17 protein-coding genes are annotated in these 19082 nt (G+C 73.2%); 4 read left to right on the top strand and 13 right to left on the bottom strand.

Annotated features, from left to right (window positions below):
- Window positions 1-24 precede the first annotated feature (24 nt).
- Together ACQVFL_RS05265 and ACQVFL_RS05260 are read right to left on the bottom strand one after the other, a co-directional pair.
- Window positions 25-1368, bottom strand: a complete 1344-nt coding sequence (locus tag ACQVFL_RS05265; RefSeq protein ID WP_396697990.1) for a class I SAM-dependent methyltransferase — start codon at window positions 1366-1368, stop codon at window positions 25-27.
- Between the two features lie 230 nt (window positions 1369-1598).
- A complete protein-coding gene (locus tag ACQVFL_RS05260; protein ID WP_431728811.1) occupies window positions 1599-2981 on the bottom strand; it encodes an FAD-binding oxidoreductase in 1383 nt (460 codons plus the stop codon).
- Window positions 2982-3082: 101 nt separating this feature from the next.
- Between ACQVFL_RS05260 and ACQVFL_RS05255 the strand changes: the two genes are divergently transcribed.
- A complete protein-coding gene (locus ACQVFL_RS05255) occupies window positions 3083-3781 on the top strand; it encodes an RICIN domain-containing protein (RefSeq protein WP_431728810.1) in 699 nt (232 codons plus the stop codon).
- A gap of 7 nt (window positions 3782-3788) precedes the next feature.
- On the opposite strand, the gene ACQVFL_RS05250 is transcribed toward ACQVFL_RS05255, so the two are convergent.
- Window positions 3789-5090, bottom strand: coding sequence for an MFS transporter (locus ACQVFL_RS05250; protein ID WP_431728809.1), 1302 nt, complete (start codon window positions 5088-5090; stop codon window positions 3789-3791).
- A 53-nt stretch (window positions 5091-5143) separates the two neighbouring features.
- On the opposite strand from ACQVFL_RS05250, the gene ACQVFL_RS05245 reads away from it, so the two are divergent.
- Window positions 5144-6136 (top strand): GlxA family transcriptional regulator, encoded by a 993-nt coding sequence (locus ACQVFL_RS05245; protein WP_396697998.1) that lies wholly within the window; start codon window positions 5144-5146, stop codon window positions 6134-6136.
- Window positions 6137-6183: 47 nt separating this feature from the next.
- Here the strand turns inward: ACQVFL_RS05245 and ACQVFL_RS05240 are convergent, their stop codons facing one another.
- The 4 genes from ACQVFL_RS05240 to ACQVFL_RS05225 are packed head-to-tail and all read right to left on the bottom strand — an operon-like array spanning window position 6184 to window position 10752.
- Window positions 6184-6645, bottom strand: a complete 462-nt coding sequence (locus tag ACQVFL_RS05240; RefSeq protein WP_396698000.1) for a hypothetical protein — start codon at window positions 6643-6645, stop codon at window positions 6184-6186.
- A 10-nt stretch (window positions 6646-6655) separates the two neighbouring features.
- Window positions 6656-8608, bottom strand: coding sequence for a vWA domain-containing protein (locus ACQVFL_RS05235; protein WP_431728808.1), 1953 nt, complete (start codon window positions 8606-8608; stop codon window positions 6656-6658).
- Window positions 8609-8610: 2 nt separating this feature from the next.
- Entirely contained in the window at window positions 8611-10128 is a 1518-nt protein-coding gene (locus ACQVFL_RS05230; RefSeq protein WP_431728807.1) for a magnesium chelatase, read from the bottom strand.
- A gap of 21 nt (window positions 10129-10149) precedes the next feature.
- Window positions 10150-10752: a TetR/AcrR family transcriptional regulator gene (locus ACQVFL_RS05225; protein WP_431728806.1), complete on the bottom strand. Its 603-nt coding sequence runs from the start codon at window positions 10750-10752 to the stop codon at window positions 10150-10152.
- A gap of 83 nt (window positions 10753-10835) precedes the next feature.
- On the opposite strand from ACQVFL_RS05225, the gene ACQVFL_RS05220 reads away from it, so the two are divergent.
- Window positions 10836-11291 carry a GNAT family N-acetyltransferase gene (locus ACQVFL_RS05220; protein WP_431728805.1) on the top strand — a complete coding sequence of 152 codons (456 nt, stop codon included), beginning with the start codon at window positions 10836-10838 and terminating at the stop codon, window positions 11289-11291.
- Window positions 11292-11334: 43 nt separating this feature from the next.
- Here the strand turns inward: ACQVFL_RS05220 and ACQVFL_RS05215 are convergent, their stop codons facing one another.
- The 6 genes from ACQVFL_RS05215 to ACQVFL_RS05190 all read right to left on the bottom strand — a co-directional run bounded on the left by ACQVFL_RS05215 (window position 11335) and on the right by ACQVFL_RS05190 (window position 18050).
- Complete coding sequence (locus ACQVFL_RS05215; protein WP_396698008.1) at window positions 11335-12303, bottom strand: aldo/keto reductase; 969 nt, start codon at window positions 12301-12303, stop codon at window positions 11335-11337.
- Between the two features lie 67 nt (window positions 12304-12370).
- Window positions 12371-13282, bottom strand: a complete 912-nt coding sequence (locus ACQVFL_RS05210) for a lytic polysaccharide monooxygenase auxiliary activity family 9 protein (protein ID WP_431728804.1) — start codon at window positions 13280-13282, stop codon at window positions 12371-12373.
- A 92-nt stretch (window positions 13283-13374) separates the two neighbouring features.
- Window positions 13375-14688 carry an aspartate aminotransferase family protein gene (locus ACQVFL_RS05205; RefSeq protein ID WP_396698012.1) on the bottom strand — a complete coding sequence of 438 codons (1314 nt, stop codon included), beginning with the start codon at window positions 14686-14688 and terminating at the stop codon, window positions 13375-13377.
- A 2-nt stretch (window positions 14689-14690) separates the two neighbouring features.
- On the bottom strand, window positions 14691-15656 hold the full coding sequence (locus tag ACQVFL_RS05200) for an alpha-ketoacid dehydrogenase subunit beta (RefSeq protein WP_396698014.1): 966 nt from the start codon (window positions 15654-15656) through the stop codon (window positions 14691-14693).
- Window positions 15653-16600: a thiamine pyrophosphate-dependent dehydrogenase E1 component subunit alpha gene (locus ACQVFL_RS05195; RefSeq protein WP_396698016.1), complete on the bottom strand. Its 948-nt coding sequence runs from the start codon at window positions 16598-16600 to the stop codon at window positions 15653-15655. The genes ACQVFL_RS05200 and ACQVFL_RS05195 overlap by 4 nt, the downstream gene beginning before the upstream one ends.
- Before the next feature lie 91 nt (window positions 16601-16691).
- Window positions 16692-18050, bottom strand: coding sequence for an MFS transporter (locus ACQVFL_RS05190; RefSeq protein ID WP_431728803.1), 1359 nt, complete (start codon window positions 18048-18050; stop codon window positions 16692-16694).
- Window positions 18051-18292: 242 nt separating this feature from the next.
- On the opposite strand from ACQVFL_RS05190, the gene ACQVFL_RS05185 reads away from it, so the two are divergent.
- Window positions 18293-19063 carry a ferritin-like domain-containing protein gene (locus ACQVFL_RS05185; RefSeq protein ID WP_431728802.1) on the top strand — a complete coding sequence of 257 codons (771 nt, stop codon included), beginning with the start codon at window positions 18293-18295 and terminating at the stop codon, window positions 19061-19063.
- Window positions 19064-19082 lie beyond the last annotated feature (19 nt).

The following is a 19082-nucleotide window of genomic DNA, read 5'->3' as shown; positions in this document are numbered from 1 at the left end:
CTTTCCGCCGACGAGGTCAGCGGGTCAGGGCAGCCAGTCCGGTCGCAACGGGTAGCCGTTGACCGCGTCCGGGCCGTTGCGGGTGGCCAGAACCTGGTGCAACTGGATGCCGTTGCGCTCGAACGCCAGCCGGGAACCGGCCATGTAGAGCCCCCACACCCGGGCCGTACCGCCACCCACCTCGGCGACGCAGAAGTCCCAGTGCTCCACCAGGTTGCGGCACCACGCCGCCAGCGTCAGCGCGTAGTGCCGCCGCAGGTTCTCCTCGTGGTGCACCTCCAGCCCGACGTCGTGCAGCTCACTGATCACCCGCCCCGGACCGGCCAACTCGCCGTCCGGGAAGACGTACCGGTCGATGAAGGCGCCCGAGCGGTGCGGCGCCCGGTTGTCGGCCCGGGTGATGCAGTGGTTGAGCAGACGGCCCTCCGGGCGCAGCCGGTCCCGCAGGAAACCGAAGTAGGCCGGGTAGTTGCGCACCCCGATGTGCTCGGTCAGCCCGATCGAGGAGACCGCGTCGAACTCCCGCCGGGGCGCGTCGCGGTAGTCCATGTGCCGCACCTCGGCCAGCCCGGTCAGTCCCTCGCGCGCGATCGCCGCCTGCGCCCACTGCGCCTGGGCGTGCGACAGCGTCACCCCGAGGGCCTTGACGCCGTACTCGCGGGCCGCGTGCCGGACCATGCCGCCCCAGCCGCAGCCCACGTCCAGCAACCGCATGCCCGGACGCAGCGCCAGCTTGCCGGCGACCAGGTCGTACTTGCTCGCCTGGGCCTGCTCCAGCGTGTCGTCGGGACTGCGGAAGACCGCGCAGGTGTACGTCATCGACGGCCCGAGCACCTTCTCGTAGAAGGCGTTGGACACGTCGTAGTGGTGGGAGATCGCACTGCTGTCCCGCACCCGGGAGTGCCGCAGGCCGCCCACGATCCGCTTCCAGCGGGGCAGCGCCTCCTGTGGCGGCGCCGGTGGCGGCAGCAGCCGCTCCCAGCCCAGCCCGCGCACCAACGCCAGTCCCTCGGCCACCGTCGGAGTGCGTACCCGCAGCTCGTCCTTGAGCACCCGCAACGCCTCGTACGGGTCGCCCGGGTGCACCCCCTCCAGCGCCAGGTCCCCGCTCACGTACGCCCGTGCCATGCCCAGGTCGCCCGGCGCGGTGAGCAGGTACGACAGGCCCCGCTCGGATCGGATCGACAGGGTGATCCCGGCGTCGGCCGGACCGAGTCGACTGCCGTCGTACCCGGTGACCCGGACCGGCAGCGGGCCTGCGGTGAGGGCCCGGACCACGTCCGCGACACTCGGACCACGTCGGCCGCTCCCGGCCGGTGGGGTGGCGGGAACACCGGCCGCCCCCTGCTCTCGATCGATAAGGCTCATGCCGGCACTCCGCTCCGCTCCGTGCCGCCACGAGACACACTGAGCCTGATGACTCGCTCGCTAAGCTCGCTCATGCCGGCACTCCGCTCCGCTCCGTGCCGACATGAGACTCCATCGCACTGAACCTCATGACTCGCTCGCTACGCTCGCTCATGCCGGCACTCCACTTCGCTCCGTGCCGACATGAGACTCATTCGCACTGAACCTCATGACTCGCTCGCTACGCTCGCTCATGCGCGCGCTACCGCCTTTTCGTACAGTCCGGTGAGCCGATGTTCCGGGTCGTACCGGTCCCGCACGGCGCGCCACGTATCGCCGCCGTAGAGCCGGTCGAACGAATCCCGGTCGTAGTACGCGTCGGAGTAGAGCGACTTGTGCCCGCCCGACTCCGACACCGCGCGCTCGATCTCCCGGTTGACGTCGCCGTCGGCGGCGCTCTCGGCGATCGGCACGCTCCCCCAGAACCCGATGTTGACGTAGTCCTGCCCCGGCCGGAGCGGATACAGCGGCCAGGACCGCGCGGATCCCCCACCCGACGGCTCACGCAGCCGCAGCGGGCACAGCCACACCGGGGTCATCCCGACCCGGCGGGCGAACCAGTGCAGGAAGTCGGCGGTGCGGTCCAGCGGGATCTCCACGTCCTGCACCACGCGTTCCCGGGCCGGCTGGCCGCGCCAGCGGTCGATCCGGGCGGCCACCTGGTGCCGGTGTTCCAGCCGCACGATGCGGTGGTAGACGTCGCTGCGCCGCCAGCGGGCCGGCCACAGCCGCCGGACCAGCGGATGCTGCGCGCCGAACGCCGCCGAGCACCAGAACCAGTCGGTGTCCCAGCGCCACAGGTAGTCGTGGACGGTCAGCGTGTCGTGCGGCAGTCGGCGCAGCGACCGGTAGTAGATGCCCTGGCCGGTGTAGTCGGAGACCCGGCCCGGCTCGTCGGTGAAACGGGCCAGCACCAGGTACGCCTCGTCGGGGCTGAACATCACCCCGTCCATCGCGTCGACGGCCTCCCCCGCCCAGGCACGGCCGGCGGTGATCTCCGCGATCGCCTCGGTCAACGCGGTCAGGTCGGTGAACCGCACGTTGCGCAGCGCCACGTGCCCCCGGACCGGTTGCAGCTCGATACGCAGCCGGGTGGCGTAGCCGAGGCTGCCCAGCGAGTTGGGGAACGCGGCGAAGAGGTCCGCGTGTGCGCCCTCCGGCCGGGCGGTGACCAGCTCGCCCGCCCCGGTGAAGACGTCCATCTCGGTCACCGACTCGTGCGGCAGGCCGTTGCGGAACGAGGTCGACTCGATGCCCAGCCCGGTGACCGCCCCACCCAGGGTGATGGTGCGGAGCTGCGGCACCACCAGCGGCATCAGGGCGTGCCGCAGGGTCGCCTCGACCAGCCGCTCGTAGGTGCACATGCCCTGCACGTCGGCGGTGCGGGCGGCCGGGTCGACGCTGAGCACGCCGCCGAGCCCGCTGACGTCCAGGCCCGTCGCGCGCGGGGCGTCGCGCGGCCGGAACAGGTTGGAGGTCCGTTTGGCCAGCCGCACCGGCCGGCCCGGTGGCACCGCAGCGTACGACCGTCGAAGCTGAGCCACCGCCACGTCATGATCACGCAAAGCGTGCATGTGGTCACTTTACGCGTCAGCGGCGCCGTCGGCGGGCCGTCCACGCGAGAGTTACCGCACCCTCGATGGCGTACCGGCGCGGGGTGGGCCAGGATGCCGGCATGTCGGAAACCGATGGATCGGGCACCGTCTACGGCACCCGCCGTTCCGGACCGCCCCGGGATCCGGTGCTGGTGGTGGCCGGTGCGGTCGGGCTGGTCGGCGTACTGGCCGGGGTGCTGTTCGCCACCGGCCTGCTCGGCGGCGGCGACGAACCGGCACCGACCCCGGTCGCCGCCGGCCCGACGTCGGCGGCACCGAGCCCGAGCGAGAGCTTCGCGCCGCCGACCGTGCCGAGTCCCGAGCCGACACCCACCCCGTCGCCCACGCCCACCGAGGCCGACCCGAACACCGGGCCGAAGGTGGTCCGGGGCGTCGGCTCCGGCCTCTGCATCGGGCTCGACGGTGACGGCGAGCGGGCGGTGGCGAAGCTGGCCGGCTGCACCGGTGGGCCGGAGCAGCAGTGGGTGGTCAACCCGTTCGGCCCGGACACGGTGACGCTGACCAACGCCGCCCACAACCAGTGCCTCGACGTGGAGGGGCGCAGCGGCGACGACGGCGCCCGGTTGCAGCAGTTCGGCTGCCACGGCGAGGACAACCAGCAGTGGCGTCTCCAGCCGGCCGGCGACGGCGCCGTGCTGGTGGTGGCCGTGCACAGCGGCAAGTGCGCCCAGGTCCGCGACGGTGGGAGCGAGGCCGGGAACGACGTCGTCCAGGCACCGTGCGACGGCAGTCCGGCGCAGCGCTGGTCGTTGCAGTGACCGGCGGTCAGTCCCGGTAGCTCCAGGCACGGGGTGCGGTGGCGACCGGGAGCGGATCGGTGACCGCCGGTCCCCGGCGGCGGACCAGCATCACCGACAGCACCGCCGCGCCCACCGACAGCGCCCCGGCCACGTACCAGGCCAGCGTGTACGTGCCGAGTTGGTCCCGGACCAGGCCCGCGCCGGTGGCCGCGACCGCCGCGCCGAGCTGGTGCGAGGCGAAGACCCAGCCGAAGACGACCGCGCCCGAGGTGCCGAAGTACTCCCGGCACAGGGCCACCGTCGGCGGCACGGTGGCGACCCAGTCCAGCCCGTAGAAGATGACGAAGACCAGCATGCTCGGCTCGGTGGTGGCCGCGAACAGGCCGGGCAGCACCAGCAGCGATCCACCCCGCAGCGCGTAGTACGCGCCGAGCAGCAGGCGGGGGTCGTACCGGTCGGTGAGCCAGCCGGAGGCGACCGTACCGACGATGTCGAAGAGACCGACCAGCGCCAGCAGCCCGGCGGCCGTGGTCTGCGGCATGCCGTGGTCGTGCGCGGCGGGCACGAAGTGCGTGCCGACCAGGCCGTTGGTGGTCGCGCCGCAGATCGCGAACCCGGCGGCCAGCAGCCAGAACGGCCGGGTCCGGGCGGCCCGGATCAACGCGCCGACCGCGCGCGCGGCGGCCCCACCGGCCGGGGCGACGGGGGCGACGACCTCGCTGCCTCCGTACGGGGGCAGCCCGAGGTCCGCCGGGTGCTCGCGGAGCAGCCAGAGCACCAGCGGGACGACCAGCAGCGCCGCCCCGGTGACGACGAGTGCCGCCGCACGCCACCCGTACGCCCCGACCAGGACGGCCAGCAGCGGCAGGAAGACCAGTTGGCCGGCGGCCCCACCGGCGGTGAGCACCCCGGTGACCAGACCTCGGCGGCCGACGAACCAGCGGCCGGTGACGGTGGCGACGAAGGCCAGCGCCATCGACCCGGTGCCCAGCCCGACCAGCACGCCCCAGCAGAGGACGAGTTGCCAGCTCGCGGTCATGAAGACGGTCAGTCCGCTGCCGGCGGCCACCAGGGCCAGCGCGACGGCCACCACCCGGCGGATGCCGAAGCGGTCCATCAAGGCCGCGGCGAACGGCGCGGTCAGGCCGTAGAGCAGCAGGTTCACCGACACGGCGGCGGAGATGGTGGCCAGGGGCCAGCCGAACTCGGCGTGCAGCGGGTGCAGGAGCACCGACGGGGTGGCCCGGAACCCGGCGGCGCCGACCAGCGCCACGAAGGCGACGGCCGCCACGATCCAGGCCGGGTGCAGGCGGAAGGGACGATTCACCAGGCGAGTCTGCGGCGCGACGGACCGAAGGGACGAGTGGCCCGGAGGTCATGATGCGCAACAATCGGGCCATGCCTGCGCATCGCATCGCGGTCCTCGCCGTCGACGACGTGGTCGGCCTCGACCTCGGCACTCCCGCCCAGGTGTTCAGCACGGCGCGCGACGCCGACGACCGGCACTACTACGCCGTCGACACCTGCACCGCCGGTGGCCGTCCGGTCCGCAGCACCGCCGGGTTCCGGGTGCTGCCCGACCACGGGCTGGAGCTGCTGGACCGGGCCGACACGGTGATCGTGCCGGGGGTGCACGGCGAGGCGACGCTGCGCCTCGGCGTGATCGAACCCGTGGTGCTCGACGCGTTGTGCGCCGCGTACCACCGGGGTGCCCGGATCATGTCGATCTGCACCGGCGCGTTCGTGCTTGCCGCCGCCGGGCTGCTCGACGGTCGCCGGGCCACCACCCACTGGGCGTACGCCGACCGCTTCCGTCGCCTGCACCCCCGCGTCGACCTCGACCCCGAGGTGCTCTTCGTCGCCGACGACCGGCTGCTCACCTCGGCCGGGGTCGCCGCCGGGATCGACCTGTGCCTGCACGTGGTCCGTACCGACCACGGCAGCGCGGTGGCCAACCGCTCCGCGCGGCGCTGTGTGATGCCACCGTGGCGCGACGGCGGGCAGGCCCAATACATCGAACGCCCGGTGCCGCAGACGACCGACACCAGCACCGCCGCCGCCCGCGAGTGGGCCCGGCAGCGCCTGCACGAGCCGGTGAGCCTGCGCGACCTGGCCGAGCAGGCCCGGATGAGCGTGCGTACCTTCACCCGCCGGTTCCGCGCCGAGACCGGGCTCAGCCCGACCCAGTGGCTGCTGCACGAACGCACCGACCACGCGCGGCTGCTGCTGGAGAGCACCGACCTGACCGTCGACCAGATCGCCCACCGCAGCGGCTTCGGCACCACCGCCGCCCTGCGCCAGCAACTGCACCTGCGCATCGGCGTCGCGCCGTCCGCGTACCGCCGTACATTCAAAGGAAGGGCACCCGGTTAACGCCTGCGGTAGAGCAGGGGTCCCCTGCTAACAGATTCCCCGAGGCGTCAGGAGCGCAGTGCCCGCAGCTCGGTCAGGTGTCGGGGCAGGTGCACACGGGTGTGCAGGTCGATGACGCGCCCCCAGGGCAACGGCTCGTCGACGACGAGGTCGAAGCCCTCGCGCAGGTGCGTCTCCACCGGCGTGTCGGCCCCCGCGCCGAGCCGGGCCACCAGGGCGACCAGGCGATCGCTGCTGAGGCGGAGCCGATCGGCCAGCCCGGCCAGGCCACCGGCCTCGGCGACCAGCGCGTCCAGTTCCGGCCGGTGGACCTCGTCCAGCTCGTAGAAGGCGTACGGGGAGCCGGCGAGCACCGCCTCGGTCGCCTCGCTCATCAGCTCGTCGCTGGTCACCACGTGCGCCACGATCTGTTCGGCGCGGTAGGAACCGGTCGGCGGCGGCCCGAACCCGCCCGCGTCGACCTCGGCCAGCAGCGCGTCGTACGCCTGCCGCAACCCGTCGACCTCCACCCGGCCGAGCCTAGCGGCGACCGCGTCGTGACCGCAGGTAGTCGCTGACCACGTACTCCCCGAGGTCCTCGGTGTCCGGGGTGAAGACCCGGCCGCCGCTGCGCCGGGCCACCGCGTCGACGAAGCGGCGCAGCCCCGGGTCGTCACCGAGCATGAACAGGTTGAGCGTCGCGCCGTACCGGCCGAGCCGGTCCACCTCCCGGATGGTCGCCTCGACGGTCGCCGGCAACGACGGCCAGTGGAACAGTGCCTCGCCGTCGGCCGGGTCCAGGTGGGCGGTCGGCTCACCGTCGGTCACCACCAGCACCACCGGTTCGGCGTCCGGGTGGCGGCGCAGGTGCCGACCGGCGAGCCGCAGGGCGTGTTGCAGGTTGGTGCCCTGGGTCATGTCCGGCTCGACGGCGGCCAACTCCTGCTGCGTCAGCGTCGCCGCCCGCCGACCGAACCCGATGATCTGGAGCGCATCCTGCGGGAACCGGGTCGCCATCAGGTGGGCCAGGGCCAGGCCGGTCTGCTTCATCGGACCCCAGCGGCCCTGCGAGATCATCGAGTACGACAGGTCCACGCAGAGCGCCACCGCCGCCGAGGCCCGTCGCTCGGTCTCGACCACCTCGAAGTCCTCGACGGCCAACTGCACCGGCACTCCGGGACCGACCCGACGTACCGCCCGGGTCAGCGTCCGCACCACGTCGATGGGCTGCTCGTCGCCGTACGCCCATGGCCGGGAGGCGCCGGTGACCTCGCCGGCTGCTCCGGCCGACCGCAGGTCGTGCTCTCCCCGCGGACCGGCGGTCAACGCGGCGAAGACCTGCCGCAACGCGGTGCCGCCCAGGCGGCGCAGCGCCTTCGGGCTGAGCGTCAGCCCCTCCGCGTCGCGGGTCACCCAGCCCTGCCGGCGCAGCTCCCGCTCCAGTTCCCGGAGCCGGCGTACGTCGTCGGCGGCGTCCCGGCCGAGCGTACGGGCCACCGACTCGACGTCGATGTCGTCCAGCGTCGCGCCCGGGTACTCCTGACCCAACTGGTCCAGCAGGTCGTCCAGCTCGGCGATCTCGTCCAGCGCTCCGGTCGCCTCGCCATAGCCGAGCGGCTGCTCGCCCCGCATCCGCTCGCCCCGGCCCCAGCGCAGGTCGGGGCGGAGCGCCCGCAGATTGCCCTCCAGGTCGGCCAACTCCCCGGCCAGCCGGTCGCCGAGCGACTGACGCATCAGGTCGGCGAGTTCCTCCCGCTGCCGGTCGGAGAGCGAGTTCATCAGCCGCCGCCCGGCCGCCGCCCGCCGGGCCAGCAGGTCGATCAGCTCGTCGACGTCGGCCGGCCGTTCCGGGAAGAAGTCGCCGTGCCGGCGCATGAACTCGGCGAACGCGTCGGTGGTGTCCTCGGCGCGCGCATGCCGGGCGAGCAGAGCGTTCAGGTCCCGCATCATCTCGGCCAGCCGCTCCTGCACGGCCGGATCGGCGGCCATCTGGGCCGAGGAGCGCAGCCCGGCGAAACGCTGCCCGAGCACGTCGTCCCGCAACCCGTCGAGGATCCGCTGGTAGGTCTGCCGGGCCTCCTCGCTGGCCCACCGGTAGTCGGAGAGTTCCCGCACCGCCTGGGCGGTGGATCGGGGCAGGCGGTCCAGCATCGCCTCGGCGAACCGGGCCGCCTCGTCCGGGCGGCCGGACAACTCGTCGCGCTCGGCGGCCAGCGCCTGGTCCAGCAGGGCCTGGGCCCGGGTCACCGCGCCGTCCAGGTCACCCCGGCGCAGCGCCTCGCGCCGGAGCCGCCGGGCGCGGGCGGTCAACGCGTCCAGCCCGCCCCGCTCCTGCGGGCCCCGGCGCAGCAGCTCGCGCAGCGCCTCCCGCAGGCTGCCGCCGGCCAGCACCTCCTGGCCGACCTGGTCCACCGCGGCCTGCACGTCGTACGGCGGTGCCAGCGGATCGGGGCCGCCCCGCCACTGCCCGTACCGGAACCGGTTGCCGGCCATGGTCAGTCCCGGCCGCCGTACCGGGTCCGCCCCGAGTCGGTCACGTCCTTGCCCAGCCGGCGGCTCAGGTGCAGACCCTCCAGCACGAACTCGACCGCCGCAGCGGCCTGCCCGGGGCTGGGCGCGTCGCCGACACCGAGCCGGTCGAGCACCTTGGCCAGCCCCGGCACGGTGCCCACCTGGCGCAGCAGGTCGGCCGCCGACACCAGTTCCCCGGTCTCGATGGTCTCGCCCTCCTCGACCAGCGTGGTGAACCCGGACAGGTCCAGCCCGGCGAGGCGGGCCCGGAACGTGTCGGCGGTGGCGGTACGCAGCAGGTGGCCGAGGATCTCGGCCTCGCGCCCCTCCTCGCCGCTCTCGAACTCCACCTTGCCGCGCAGGGTGGAGGTCACCGAGACGGCGTCGCCCACTCGCGCCACCGCATCGGGAGAAAGGAAGGGCCCCCTACTAACGTCTACGGTAGAGAAAGGGTCCCCTCCTTTCACCTCACCCGGCAGGGCCGACGGCGACGCGGCCAGCAGGCCGGATCGGCGTAGGGCGGCGGCGGCCACCGTCTCGGCGGCGGCGACGGCGAACCGGGCGGAGACGCCGGAGCGCGGGTCGACCGAGGGCGACTCGCGGACCGCGCGGGCGAACCGGGCGAGCACCTCCAGCACGTGCTCCGGCACCTCGGCGACCAGGTCGGCCTCCTGCCGGATCAGCTCCAGCTCACGCTCCAGGTCGGTCGGGTAGTGGGTACGGACCTCGGCGCCGAACCGGTCCTTGAGCGGGGTGATGATCCGCCCCCGGTTGGTGTAGTCCTCCGGGTTGGCGCTGGCCACCAGCAGCAGGTCCAGCGGGAGCCGGAGCTGGTAGCCACGGACCTGGATGTCCCGCTCCTCCAGCACGTTGAGCAGCGCCACCTGGATGCGTTCGGCCAGGTCGGGCAGTTCGTTGACGGCGAAGATGCCCCGGTTGGTCCGGGGCACCAACCCGAAGTGGATCGTCTCGGGGTCGCCGAGCGTACGGCCCTGGGCCAGCCGGATCGGGTCCACGTCACCGATCAGGTCACCGACGCTGGTGTCCGGGGTGGCGAGCTTCTCGCCGTACCGCATCGAGCGGTGCAGCCAGCCGATCGGCAGGTCGTCGCCGGACTCGGCGACCAGCGTCCGGGACGCCGGGGTGACCGGGTGCAGCGGGTGCTCGTTGAGCACCGACCCGGGAATCACCGGGGTCCACTCGTCCAGCAGGCTCACCAGGGACCGGATGAGTCGGGTCTTGCCCTGGCCCCGTTCGCCGAGGAGCACCATGTCGTGCCCGGCCAGCAGCGCCCGCTCCACCTCCGGCAGCACCGTGTCGTCGTACCCGACGATGCCGGGGAAGCGGGGCGTGCCGCTGCGCATCCGGGCCAGCAGGTTGTCCCGCAGCTCCTGCTTGACGCTGCGGGACCGGTGGCCGGCGGCGCGCAGCGCGCCGAGCGTGCCGGGCAGGTCGGCCGGCGGGACCGGGGTCATCGAGGTCGGTGCAGTCACCCGCCCCACGCTAGCGCGCTCGGATGGCTTTCAGCTCGCCCCGTCGGATCCCCGGCTCAGCCGGGCGAGCGCGGCATCGATGGCGATCCGCTGCGACTCCTCGGCGTAGGTCTGCTGATCGACCGCCGCCAGCGCGTTGAGCCCTTCGACCAGTGCGACCAGGCTGATCGCGGTGTCCGCGCAGGCGACCGGCGGCCAGTCCGGGCGGACCTCGGCGACCAGGCCGCCGATCCGGTCCAGGAACCGCCGGTTGTAGGCGCGGTGCAGGTCGGCGAGGACCGGGTCGGCCAGCGCGGCGGCGAGGAAGCCGACCCACACCCGCGCCTCCTCGCGCTTCTCCTCGGTCGGCGAGGCGGCCTGCCACAGCACGGCCCGCAGCGCCTCCCGGGGCGAGTCGGCGGCGGCCTGGGCGGCGTCGGCGCGCTGTCCGGTACGCCGGTGCAACAGCTCCCGGGCGTGCACCAGCAACGCCTGCTTGTCGGCGAAGGTGTGCAGCACCATGCCGGTGGTGCAGCCGGCCTGTTCGGCGACCGCGCGCAGGGTGAGGCCGGGCAGACCGCGCTCGGCCAGCACCGACCAGGTGGCCGCCGAGAGGCGGTGCTGCTGGTCCGCCAGGTCCCGCCGTCTGGGCATCCGTCCCCTCCCCCGGTCGCGGTCCTACACCGTAACGTACGTTACGGTAACGCTTGTTACGGAACGCGGGAGAGGGAACGAGAATGATCTCCATCGAGCACGAGCCGTGGGACTCGACCGACGCGACCCGCCTGCGCACGGCGCAGCGGGCCGAACTCGACGCCCGCTACGGCAGCGACAACCACGAACCGGGGACGCCGCCGAGCGCTGAGACGATCAGCGTCTTCCTCGTCGCCCGCGACGCGACCGGCGCCGCCGTCGGCTGCGGCGGACTGCGCCTGCTCGGGCCCGGCTCGGCCGAGATCAAACGGATGTACGTCGTCCCGCCGGCCCGGGGCACCGGCGTGGCCGTCGCCGTCCTGCGCGCCCTGGAGGACGCGGCCCGCCAGGCCGGAGTACGCACCCTGCTGCTGGAGACCGGCACCGCCCAGCCCGACGCGCAGCGCTTCTACGAACGCGAGGGCTACCGGCGCGTCGACAACTTCGGCCCGTACCGGGACGCGCCGCTCTCCGTCTGCTACGCCCGCGACCTGCCCTGACGCACCGCCGCCGCGCCAGCGGCGGGCACCGGGGACGCGGCGGTCAACGGCCGACGCGAGCCCTGATCATGCGTGGCACGGCGGCCAGGCCGGTCAACGGGCGGAACGCCCGGGCCGCGTTGACCAGGGCGGCGTACTCGTCGTCGGTCAGGTCGATCTCGGCGGCGGCGGCGTTGCGCTCCATCTGCTCCACGCTGGACGCCCCGGGAATCGCCACCACGTTCGGGTGCCGCAGCACGTACGCCAGGGCGATCTGGCTCGGCGTGGCGTCGTGGGCGGCGGCCACCTGACGCAGCGTCTCGATCAGGGCGGTGCCCCGGGCCAGGTTCTCCGGCAGGAAGTACGGGTTGGCCCGGCGGATCGCGCCGACCGGTGGGTGGTGTGCGTCGTACCGCCCGGAGAGGAAGCCCTGGGCCAGCGGGCTGTACGCGATGACGACCCGGCCCGCCTGCGCCGCGTACGGCAACAGGTCCTGCTCCGGCTTGCGGTCCACCATGCTGTAGCGGACCTGGTTGCTCAGCACCCGCCGACCCAGCACGGTCTCGGCCACCTGCCAGCGGCGCAGGCTGTAGTTGCTCACCCCGACCTCACCGACCAGGCCGACGTCCTGCAACGCGCGCATGCCCCGCATGGTGGTGCCGTCGGCGACGAGCGGGTTGGGCGAGTGCACCTGGTACAGGTCGATGCTGCTGACGCCGAGCCGGGCCGCCGAGGCGACCGCCCGCTGCTGCACCACCGCCGCCACCGGCAGCACCGGGAAGATCTTGGTGGCCACGGTGACCTTGTCCCGGTCGGCGGCCAGCGCCGCGCCGAGGATCCGCTCGCTGCGACCGAGGCCGTAGATCTCGGCGGTGTCGAAGACGGTCACCCCCAACTCGACCGCGCGCCGGACGATGTCCGCCGCCAACCGTTCGTAGTCGGGGCCGTAGCCCCACTCCCGCGAGCCGAACTGCCAAGTGCCGAGGCCGATCTTGGACAGGGGCTTCGGGGTGTCGAGCTGCACGTAGCGCATGGGATCGACCGTACCCGCCGCGTCGTGCCCCGGCCGCCGGTCCGGCGGGCGAGGCCGCACCCGACGGTCACCAGGGGCGCGGGTTGGCCCGGTGGTTGCGGACCGTGCAGGCGGGTCCCTTCGGTGGCCCGCCGCGCGAGCCGCGCAGCCGCAGGGCGATCGACACGAGCAGCAACGTGACCAGCAGGCCGCCCGCGACCAGCGGCCAGCGCCGGCCGTCCAGGTAGGTGACCGCGGCGACCGGTACGTTGTCGGCGACCTCGGTGGTCGCGTCGGCACCGACGCCCGGCAGCCCGTCCTCGGTCTCCGGGGTGCCACCGGCCGTGCCGACCGGCGTGGTGCCCGGACGGAGCGCGTCGACCGCCACCACGTCCACGTCGGAGCAGGAGTAGTAGGTGTCGGCGGTGTCCGAGTGCTGCCAGACCGTGTAGATCACGTGTCGACCGCTGCGGTCCGCCGGCAGCCGCCCGGACATCAGGTACGTCCCGTCCCGCAGCGGTGGGTCGGTGATCCGCAGGAAGGGCAGCCGGTCCAGGTCCGCCCAGGTCAACCTCTTCGACGGGGTATAGCCCTGGCGGGTCAGGTAGATCCGGAACGTGCCCTGGTGCGCCGAGGTGGCGCGGTACTGGAAGGCGAACTCCGCCCCGGCGGTCAGTGGCGTCGCCGGCCAGTCGGTGCGCGGCAGATCCAGCCCCCGGTACGCGGACAGGCCGCCGCTGCACAGCTCCCCGTCGGGGATCACGTCCCGGTCCCGGCCGTCGACGCCGTACACCCGGATGTTGTCCCACTCGCGCAGCGCGGCACCCTCCCGCACCGCCGCGAGGCAGGCGGACGTGCCCACGTGCGGCCCGTCCGGCGCGCACGCGGCCGAGCGGCTGGCCGGGTACGTCGGGGCACCCTGTGCGGCGGCGGGCAGCGCACCGGCCGTCGTCCCGACGAGAGCGACCAACGCGACGACGACAACTCGACGTACGGCCATGTTCTCGACCTCCCACGCACCAGTACGGGCCACAGGCGTCGACAGTTCGATCTCTGCGGCCCGGATCTGGCGGGTCGGCCGGACGGCCGGCGTCAGGAGCGGTACGCGGCCACCGCCTTGGCGAACCGTTCCACCAGTTCGCGGCAGTCGTCGGTGGAGACGGTCAGGTGCGGCAGCAGCGGCATCACGCCGCCCGCGTAGCTGGTCAGCAGCCCGTGCTCGCGACACACCCCGCGCAGGTCGTGGACGTCGCGCAGCGACCAGAGTTCGCCGTCGGCGTCGCGCAGCTCGACGCCGAGCATCATGCCGACGCCGCGCACCGCGCCGATGCGGGGATCCGCCTGCGACGCGGCGTCCAGCATCTCGACCAGTTCGGCGCCGCGTCGGCGCACCGCGGGGAGGAAGCCGTCGGCGGTGAGGATGTCGAGCACCGCCAGGCCGGCCGCCGCCCCGATCGGGTGCCCGTCGGTGGTCGATCCGTTGGGGAAGCCGAGCCGCACCGGCGGGTCGGCGAGGGCCTGGTAGATGTCGCTCGCCACGACCAGCGCGGCGAGCGGGAAGTAGCCGGCGCTCAGACCCTTGCCGAGGACCAGCATGTCGGGCACCTCGGCGAGCCGCTCGACGTAGGTCATCGCGGCGACCCGTCCGGCGCCGGTGGTCACCTCGTCGGCGATGGTGTGGATGCCCCGGCGACGACACTCGACGATCAGCGTCTCCAGGTAGTGCTCCGGCGCGGGCCGGAACGAGGTGCCGGAGACCGGTTCGAACATCACCGCGGTCACCCGGTCCACCCCGACCGACTCGATGGCGTCGAGGACCGGGCGTACGCACTCGCCGGTGCACGCGTCCGGGTCGCAGGTCACCGGCGGCGGGGTCGACACGTGCACCACGTGCCCGTCGATCGGGGCGGAGTAGTCGTGCAGGATCGGCTCGTCGGTCAGCGCGGTGGCCAGCGGTCCGGTGCCGTGGTACGCGTCGTGCAGCGCGATGACGGTGTGCCGGTCCGTCTCGCCGGTCATCCGGCGGTAGAACCGGGACAGCATCGCCGCCGCCTCGGTCATCTGGCTGCCGGTGTTGCCGAAGCGTACGTGTCGCAGCGGCTGCGGCAGCAGCGCCACGAGCGCGGCGGCGTAGTCGACGGTGACCTGCGGCGGGTGTTCGTAGCGCATCACGGTGCCGCTGGGCAGCACGTCGAGCTGGCGGGTCATCGCCTGCTTCACCGACTCGCAGGAGTAGCCCAGCGTGACGTTCCACATCGACGATCGGGCGTCCAGGTACCGCCGTCCGGCGGCGTCCTCCAGGTGGCTGCCGGCACCGCTGACCAGGAACAGGTCCGGTCCGTTCTCCCGCAGGTGCGGCCCCATCGGCGTGAGGCCGTGCCAGAGCGCGTACTCGCTGTTCGTCATGGTCATCTCCGCGGGGTGAGGGGGGCCGAGGTGTCGAGTGCCGCGCGGACGATGCGGTCCGCGTCGGGTAGCAGGCCGTCGAGCAGCGCCGGGCTCACCGGCGCGGGCACCGGGACGCCGGTGAGCAGCTCGACGTGCTCGGGGCGGGCGGTGCCGGTGCGTACCAGGTGGTAGGCCAGGTCGGTCAGGACGGACCCGGCGCGGGGTTGCTCGTCGACCAGGATCACCGGCCGGTCGGGCACCACCATCGCGGCGACCCCGTCCCTGTCCAGGGGGGCCGCCGTCCGCAGGTCGACCACCCGGGCCTGGACGCCGTGCTCCGCCAGCCGCCGCGCGGCCAGCAGGCTCTCGATGACCGTGTTGCCGATGCCGACCAGGGTGAGGTCGTCACCGGGCCGGGCCAGACCGGCGACGCCGAACGGCAGCGGGTCCGCGGACGGCTCGGGCTCGGGCAGGTCGGTCCAGGTGGGGGCGAACAGGCGCGGTGACTCCAGCAGGACGACCGGGTCGGGGTGGCGCAGCGCGGTCCGCAGCAGGCCGCCGACCGCGTTCGGTGAGCCGGGTACGGCGACGACCAGGCCGGGGATCTGGCTCAGCATGCCGTACGGCACGTGTTCGTGCTGCGCACCGAGGTGCTCGCCGCCCTGGGTGACGCCCCGGATCACCAACGGCACCGAGAACTGGCCGTCGCTCATGTACCGCCACGTGGTGACCTGGTTGACCAGTTGGTCGAACGCGCTGAACAGGAACGCCACCCGGTTGACGCTGAACAGCACCCGCCGACCCACCAGGGCCATGCCCAGGGCCATGCCGAGCATCGCGTTCTCCGCGATCGGCATCCGGACCATCCGCTCGGGGCCGTACTGCGCGACCAGGTCCTCCTGCTGGAAGGTGCTGAAGTGGCTCAGGGTCGGCTGCTCGGTGAACGCCTCGCGGACCGCCTCGCCGATCGGGTGGCGGCGGCTCATCGGCCCGCCCCGATCAGGTCGGCGGTGACGGTCACGCCGGTGGTCGCGGTCGCCGGATCCGGGTCCCCGGCGGCCAGCGCCGCCCGCAGCAGCGCGTCGACCTCGGCGGCCACCTCGGCGTGCAGGGAGGTCAGGTCGGCCGTGAGTCGTCCGGCGGCGACGGTCAGCGGGTCGCGGTCGGCCCACCGTCGCCGTTCCTCCTCCGGCCGGTACTGCGGCGGCGGGTGCTGCCCGAGCTGGGTGTGGAAGTCCCGCAGGTAGGTGTGCGCGACGATCACCTGAGGTCCGGTGCCGGCCCGGCAGGCCGCCAGCGCGGTGTCGGCCGCGTCGTGCACCGCCTCGACGTCGTTGCCGTCGACCTCGACGTACGGCAGCTTCAGCCCGGCGGCGAGTTCGACCGGGCTCAGGTGGCGGACCAGGGCACTGGCCGTCTGGTCCTGCCAGCCGTTGTCCTCGCAGACCACCAGCAGCGGCAGCCGCTGGGCGGCGGCGATGGTGAGCGTCTCGTACGCGCCACCGGCTCCGAGCGCTCCGTCACCGCAGAAGACCAGCACGGCACGCCCGTCCCCGTCGAGCCGGGCGGCCATCGCGGCACCGGCCGCGATCGGGATCTGAGCGGCGACGATCGACGTCGAGCCGAGCAGACGGTGCGCCCGGTCGGCCAGATGCATCGAGCCGGACTTGCCACCGCAGAGGCCGCCACCGCGACCGAGGACCTCGCGCATCACCCGCTCGGGCGGACAGCCGGCGGCGAGCGCGTGACCGTGGCAGCGGTAGAAGCTGACCACCCACTCGGCGGGATCCCGGGCGCCCAGCACACCGACGGCGACCGCCTCCTGGCCGGTGTACGGGTGGATCGCGCCGGGCACCAGGCCCTGCTCCGCGCACCGCAGCAGGCTTTCCTCGAACAGTCGGATGGTGAGCATGTCACGGTAGGCGGACAACAGGTCCATGGTGCTTCCCGTCGTTGGCTTCTCAGCGAGTGCGGTCCCGGGCGGAGATCGCAGAACGCGGTGCGCCATACGTGATGCCGGTTCAACTTTCGGGTCGACGAGGTGCGGCGTCAACGCCTGGCCCCGAGGATGGCGCGATGCTGCCAACCTGGTCGTCGCCCTCTGACCCGTCGATTGGCGAGATCGTGCCATCTTCCGGGCCGGGCAGGTCGGTGCCGGTGGGGCGCAGGCTGCTCACGCAGCCGCCGAGCAGCGCGGCGGAGGCGAACAGGATCAACGTGGGCACCAGTCCCCACCACTGCGCCAGGGCTCCGCCGAGCAGCGCGCCGACCGGGATCGCGAAGGTCGTCGCGGCCCGCCCGAGCGCGATCACCCGACCCAGTTGGTGGGCGGGGACGAGGGACTGCTGGAGCGTGGTGGTCGCGATGAACCAGACGGTGGCGCAGAACGAGAAGATCGCCTCGTAGACCACGAGCGTGACGAAGGGCGGGGCGACGGTGGCGGCCGGGATCAGGAACAGCGCGGCACCGGCCAGCGGGGCGAACACCGGCACCACCCGGGTCATGCCGAGCCGACGGATCACCCGGCCGGCCACCGTGACGGCCAGCATGGACACCACGCTGCTGACCACGTAGGTGATCCCGATCAGCCCCGGTGACAGGTGCAGGTGCTGGTAGGCGTAGACGAGATAGAGCGCGCCGAGCGCCGAGCCACCGAAGTTGAGGGCCGCCGCGGTCACCGCCACCCGGACCAGCACCGGGCGTCGGCGCATCGCCGCCACGCCCTCACGCAACTGGTCGAGCATGCTGCCCGCCGGGCCGTCGGCGGTGGCGGCGGGACCGGTGCGGGCGCCGATCCGCAGCCGGGCGTACGCGACCACGCTGAGCAGCCGGGCCAGCGCGTCGACACCCATCGCGGCGGCGGCACCGGCCACCTGGATCAGCCATCCGGCCAGGGCGGGCCCGGCCACCTGCCCGACCGACCGGGCCCCGGCCATCGCCGAGTTCGCCTGGACCAGCCGCTCCGTCGGCACCATCCGCGGTATCGCGGCCTGGAGGCCGATCGTGACCAGGGCACCGAGTCCTCCGGCGACGACCGCGACCACGGCCAGCATCGGGATGGAGAGCACCCCCAGCAGGCCGGCGACCGGCACCGTGGCCACCACCGCCGCATAGCCGAGACTCCCGCCGACGAGCAGACGACGCGGCGACCGGGCCCGGTCGACGACGACCCCGAGCATCGGGGACGCGAGCGCGTGCGTACCGAATTCGATCGCGAACAGCGCGCTGGCGACCAGCGGTGACGCTCCCAGGTGGAGGATCGCCAGCGTGGGCAGCGCCAGCGCGGTGATCTCGGTGCCGACCACACCGGCCCCGTGCGCCGCGACCAACGGGCCGAGCCCCTCCACCCGACGCCGCAGCCGCCCCAGTCCCGCAAACATCAGCGCAGGGTATGCCGCCCGAGTGGCATCTCCGTGCCACCGCCGGACGGGAACCTTGACCATGGTGCACACCGCCGTTACCGTTTCGCCAAGCTCCGGGCGGAGAAGTGGCTGGTAGCACCGGCCGCAGGTAGGACACGAGGCACCTGGCCGGTCCCCGACCGAACCCACGGGTTCGCCGCCGGACCGCCCTGCCGGACGTGGCGCCGAGATCCCTTCCCCTGTCGGTAGTGGAGCTGGCCATGGTCCTCATTCGTCACGATGAACTCGACAACGACGCCGTCGCGTACCGCGTCTTCGGGGTGACCCGGGACAAGAAGGCGTGGCGGGCGAGCGACATCATCGGCGACGGACTGCGCCGCAAGGACTGGGACCGCACCGAGATCGCCTGGCGGGCCGCCTCGCGCGGGTACTACGCCGAGCAGGCCGGTCTGGTCGCCGCCGCCACGCTGGCGGCGAGCACCGAGGACGCGCCGTTCCGCTTCAGCCTGGCCCTGGCCACGGCGGACGAGGCCCGCCACGCGGACGCCTTCTACCAGTACGCTCGCGCGATCGGCGGCGACGTCGAACCGGACGCGCAGGAGGCGATGGAGCCACTCGACGAGATGCTGCTGAGTCTGCCGCACATGGGCCGGGCACTCGTGCACACCATCCTCGAAGGACTCGCCTCGGACGAGTTCATCCTGTTCGGCGAGATCTTCGCCGGTGATCCGCTGGCCCGCCTCTACGAGGCGGTGCGGACCGACGAGATCCAGCACATCGCCATCGGTCTGAACTATCTCTCCCGGGTCTCCGCCACCCCGGCCGGCGCCGAACTCTGGCGCGAGCACGGCCAGGAGTGGCACGACATCGGCTTCGACGTCACGGCGCTGAACAGTATCGCGACGTCCTGTGCCAGATTGACCGGCCGCGACCCCGAGAAGGTGCGGTCCTGGTTCGTCCGGCGGCACCGGGCCCGACTGCGGGCCGCCGGTCTGTCCTTTCTCGACCTCGAAGGAGGTGAACGGAAATGAAGATCAAGAAGGTGGCGAT

The sequence above is a fragment of the Verrucosispora sp. TAA-831 genome (assembly GCF_050780145.1).
Classification (GTDB): Bacteria; Actinomycetota; Actinomycetes; order Mycobacteriales; family Micromonosporaceae; genus Micromonospora.
Note: the sequence above shows the minus strand (reverse complement) of the source record. Positions and strands in the feature narration are given on the sequence as shown.

Excerpts from the sequence above, each read along its gene's own strand:
- ACQVFL_RS05235 (WP_431728808.1), bottom strand. The coding sequence starts at position 8,608 with ATGGCCGGCAACCGGTTCCGGTACGGGCAGTGGCGGGGCGGCCCCGAT.
- ACQVFL_RS05225 (WP_431728806.1), bottom strand. The coding sequence starts at position 10,752 with ATGCCCAGACGGCGGGACCTGGCGGACCAGCAGCACCGCCTCTCGGCG.
- ACQVFL_RS05215 (WP_396698008.1), bottom strand. The coding sequence starts at position 12,303 with ATGCGCTACGTGCAGCTCGACACCCCGAAGCCCCTGTCCAAGATCGGC.
- ACQVFL_RS05245 (WP_396697998.1), top strand. The coding sequence starts at position 5,144 with ATGCGCAACAATCGGGCCATGCCTGCGCATCGCATCGCGGTCCTCGCC.
- ACQVFL_RS05190 (WP_431728803.1), bottom strand. The coding sequence starts at position 18,050 with ATGTTTGCGGGACTGGGGCGGCTGCGGCGTCGGGTGGAGGGGCTCGGC.
- ACQVFL_RS05210 (WP_431728804.1), bottom strand. The coding sequence starts at position 13,282 with ATGGCCGTACGTCGAGTTGTCGTCGTCGCGTTGGTCGCTCTCGTCGGG.
- ACQVFL_RS05220 (WP_431728805.1), top strand. The coding sequence starts at position 10,836 with ATGATCTCCATCGAGCACGAGCCGTGGGACTCGACCGACGCGACCCGC.
- ACQVFL_RS05260 (WP_431728811.1), bottom strand. The coding sequence starts at position 2,981 with ATGCACGCTTTGCGTGATCATGACGTGGCGGTGGCTCAGCTTCGACGG.
- ACQVFL_RS05200 (WP_396698014.1), bottom strand. The coding sequence starts at position 15,656 with ATGAGCCGCCGCCACCCGATCGGCGAGGCGGTCCGCGAGGCGTTCACC.
- ACQVFL_RS05205 (WP_396698012.1), bottom strand. The coding sequence starts at position 14,688 with ATGACGAACAGCGAGTACGCGCTCTGGCACGGCCTCACGCCGATGGGG.
- ACQVFL_RS05185 (WP_431728802.1), top strand. The coding sequence starts at position 18,293 with ATGGTCCTCATTCGTCACGATGAACTCGACAACGACGCCGTCGCGTAC.
- ACQVFL_RS05255 (WP_431728810.1), top strand. The coding sequence starts at position 3,083 with ATGTCGGAAACCGATGGATCGGGCACCGTCTACGGCACCCGCCGTTCC.
- ACQVFL_RS05265 (WP_396697990.1), bottom strand. The coding sequence starts at position 1,368 with ATGAGCCTTATCGATCGAGAGCAGGGGGCGGCCGGTGTTCCCGCCACC.